The sequence below is a fragment of the Micromonospora sp. 4G55 genome, assembly GCF_016803375.1.
This window is the reverse complement of record NZ_JAEVHN010000709.1, coordinates 1-3,060: the sequence shown is the minus strand read 5'-3', so window position 1 is coordinate 3,060 and position 3,060 is coordinate 1. Positions and strand designations below refer to the sequence as shown.

1 pseudogene is annotated in these 3,060 nt (G+C 74.4%); it reads right to left on the bottom strand.

The window, feature by feature from the left end:
- Positions 1-3,060, bottom strand: a pseudogene (locus tag JNW89_RS32785) (beta-ketoacyl synthase N-terminal-like domain-containing protein); the annotation flags it as partial.

Sequence of the window (3,060 nt, the reverse complement as noted above, 5' to 3'; positions counted from 1 at the left end):
CGGGTAGGTGGGCAGCTCGACGTGGGTGCCGGTGAGCAGTGCGGTCCAGTCGACGGTGGTGCCGGTGACGTGCAGCCTGGCCAGGGCGGTCAGGGCCTGCCGGTGTTCGTCGTGTCCGCGCCGCAGGGTGGGGATGATCGTGGCGTCGTCGGTGAGGATGCCCTCGATCATCGGGGTGAGCGCGGCGTCCGGGCCGAGTTCCAGGAACGTGGTCGCGCCGGCCGTGTGCAGGGCGGTGATGCCGTCGGCGAAGCGGACCGCCTCGCGGACGTGGCGCACCCAGTAGTCCGGGTCGGTCAGCTCGCTGCTCGCCAGGGCGCCGGTCAGGTTCGACACGATCGGGAGCTGCGGCTCGGCGTAGGTCAGGCTCGCCGCGACGGCCCGGAACTCGTCGAGCATCGGGTCCATCAACGCGCTGTGGAAGGCGTGGCTGACCCGCAGGCGGGTCGTCTTCCGTCCCAGCTTCGTGAAGTGCTCGGCCACATGCAGCACGGCAGCTTCGGGACCGGAGATGACCACCGACCGGGGACCATTGACGGCAGCGATGTCCACACCGGCATCTGCCGCCGGACCGATACCGGCGCCGGTTGCCGCGGCTGCGCCATCGCCGATGGCGGCGACCGTGCCACGGCCACCGCGGCCGTTGGCCGCAACCGAACCGGCGCCGGTGCTGGTGCTGGTGCTGGTGGAGGTTGAATCGTTTACGTCATCAGGTCGGTAGGACCCGACAGGGGCATCCGGCCCCGACAGTGCCGCCCGCACCTCCTCCTCCGACGCCCGGATCGCCACCATCGCCCCACCAGCCGGCAGCGCCTGCATCAACCGACCCCGGGCCGCCACCAACCGCGCCGCATCCGCCAACGACAGCACTCCGGCAACGTGCGCCGCCGCCAGCTCACCGATCGAGTGCCCGGCCACGAAGTCCGGCCGCACACCCCACGACTCCACCAGCCGGAACAACGCCACCTCGACCGCGAACAACCCGGCCTGCGCGTAACCCGTCCGCCGGATCAGCTCCTCGTCGTCACCCCAGACCACCTCACGCAACGGCCGGTCCAGATGCGCGTCCAACTCCGCCACCACCGCGTCGAACGCCGCCGCGAACACCGGGAACACCGCATGCAGCGAGCGACCCATACCCAGCCGCTGCGCGCCCTGACCGGTGAACAGCACCGCCAGCCGACCACCCGGGCGGGCCACGCCGGAGACCACACCGTGAGCGCCGCCGCCGGCGGCCAGGGCGGTCAGGCCGGCGGACAGCTCCGCCGGGTCCGCGCCGAGCACGACGGCCCGGTGGCCGAAGAGCGCCCGTCCGGTGGCGAGCGTCCGGCCCGCCGCCGGCACGTCGGCCGGCTCGATCCGGGCGGCGAGGTCGGCCAGCCGGCCGGCGAGGTCGCGTACGGCGGTGTCGGATCGCGCCGACAGCAGCCAGGGCACCAGGCCGTCGACCGGTCGGGGCGTGGCCGCGTCACCGCCGGCGGGCGCCTCCTCGATGATCACGTGGGCGTTGGTGCCGGAGAGCCCGAAGGAGGAGATGCCGGCCCGGCGCGGATGCCCGTTCGCCGGCCATTCGCGTGCCTCGGTCAGCAGCTCGACCGCGCCGGCGGACCAGTCCACCTGCGGCGAGCGCTCCTGGGCGTGCAGGGTGCGGGGCAGCAGCCCGTGCCGCATCGCCAGGATCATCTTCATCACCCCGGCCACCCCGGCGGCGGCCTGGGTGTGGCGAGGTTCGACTTGACCGAGCCCAGCCAGAGCGGCCCGTCCGCCGGGCGGTCCTGGCCGTAGGTGGCGAGCAGCGCCTGCGCCTCGATCGGGTCGCCGAGGGTGGTGCCGGTGCCGTGCGCCTCCACCACGTCCACCTCGGCGGCCGGCACCCGGGCCGAGGCCAGCGCCGCCCGGATGACCCGTTGCTGGGCGGGGCCGTTCGGCGCGGTCAGGCCGTTCGACGCGCCGTCGGAGTTGACCGCCGAGCCGCGCACCACGGCGAGGACGGGGTGGCCGTGGCGGCGGGCGTCGGAGAGGCGTTCCACCAGCAGCAGGCCGGCGCCCTCGGAGAAGCCGGTGCCGTCGGCGCCCGCCCCGAAGGATTTGCACCGGCCGTCCGGGGCGAGCCCGCGCTGCCGGCTGAACTCGACGAAGGTGTCGGGGGTGGCCATCACGGTCACGCCGCCGGCGAGCGCGAGCGTGCACTCCCCCGAGCGCAGCGCCTGGGCGGCCAGGTGCAGCGCGACCAGCGAGGACGAGCAGGCGGTGTCGACGGTGACCGCCGGCCCCTCCAGCCCGAAGGCGTACGCGACGCGGCCGGAGGCGATCGAGCCGGTGTTCGTGTTGTCCTGGTAGTCGTGGTACATCACGCCGGCGAAGACTCCGGTGGGGCTGCCCTTGAGCGCGCCCGGGTCGATGCCGGCCCGCTCGAAGGTCTCCCAGGCGCACTCCAGCAGCAACCGCTGCTGCGGGTCCATCGCCACCGCCTCGTTCGGGCTGATGCCGAAGAAGCCGGCGTCGAACTCGGCGGCGCCGGCGAGGAAGCCGCCGGAACGGGAGTAGGTCCGCCCCTCGGCACCCCGCTCCGGGTGGTAGATGCCGTCGACGTCCCAGCCCCGGTCGGCGGGGAACTCGCCGATCGCGTCCACGCCGTCGGCGACCAGCCGCCACAGCTGCTCGGGTGAGCCGACGCCGCCGGGGAAGCGGCAGCTCATCGCGACGATGGCGATCGGCTCGTCGGCCGGCCGCGCCGCCGGGGCGTCGGTGGTCGGGGCCACCTCACCGGGGGTGAGCACCTCGTCGAGGTGCGCGGCCACGGCGAGCGCCGTGGGGTGGTCGAAGACCAGGGTGGCCGGCAGCCGCAGCCCGGTCACCGCGGTCAGCCGGTTGCGCAGTTCCACCGCCGACAGGGAGTCGAAGCCGAGGTCCTTGAACGCCTGGTCGGGCTGGACGGCGTTCACCGTGGCGTGGCCGAGCACGGCGGCGATCTCGACGCGTACCAGATCGAGGAGGGCCTCGCGGCGCTCGGACCCGGACCGGCCGGCGAGCCGGCGGCGCAGGTCGTCACCGCCGGCC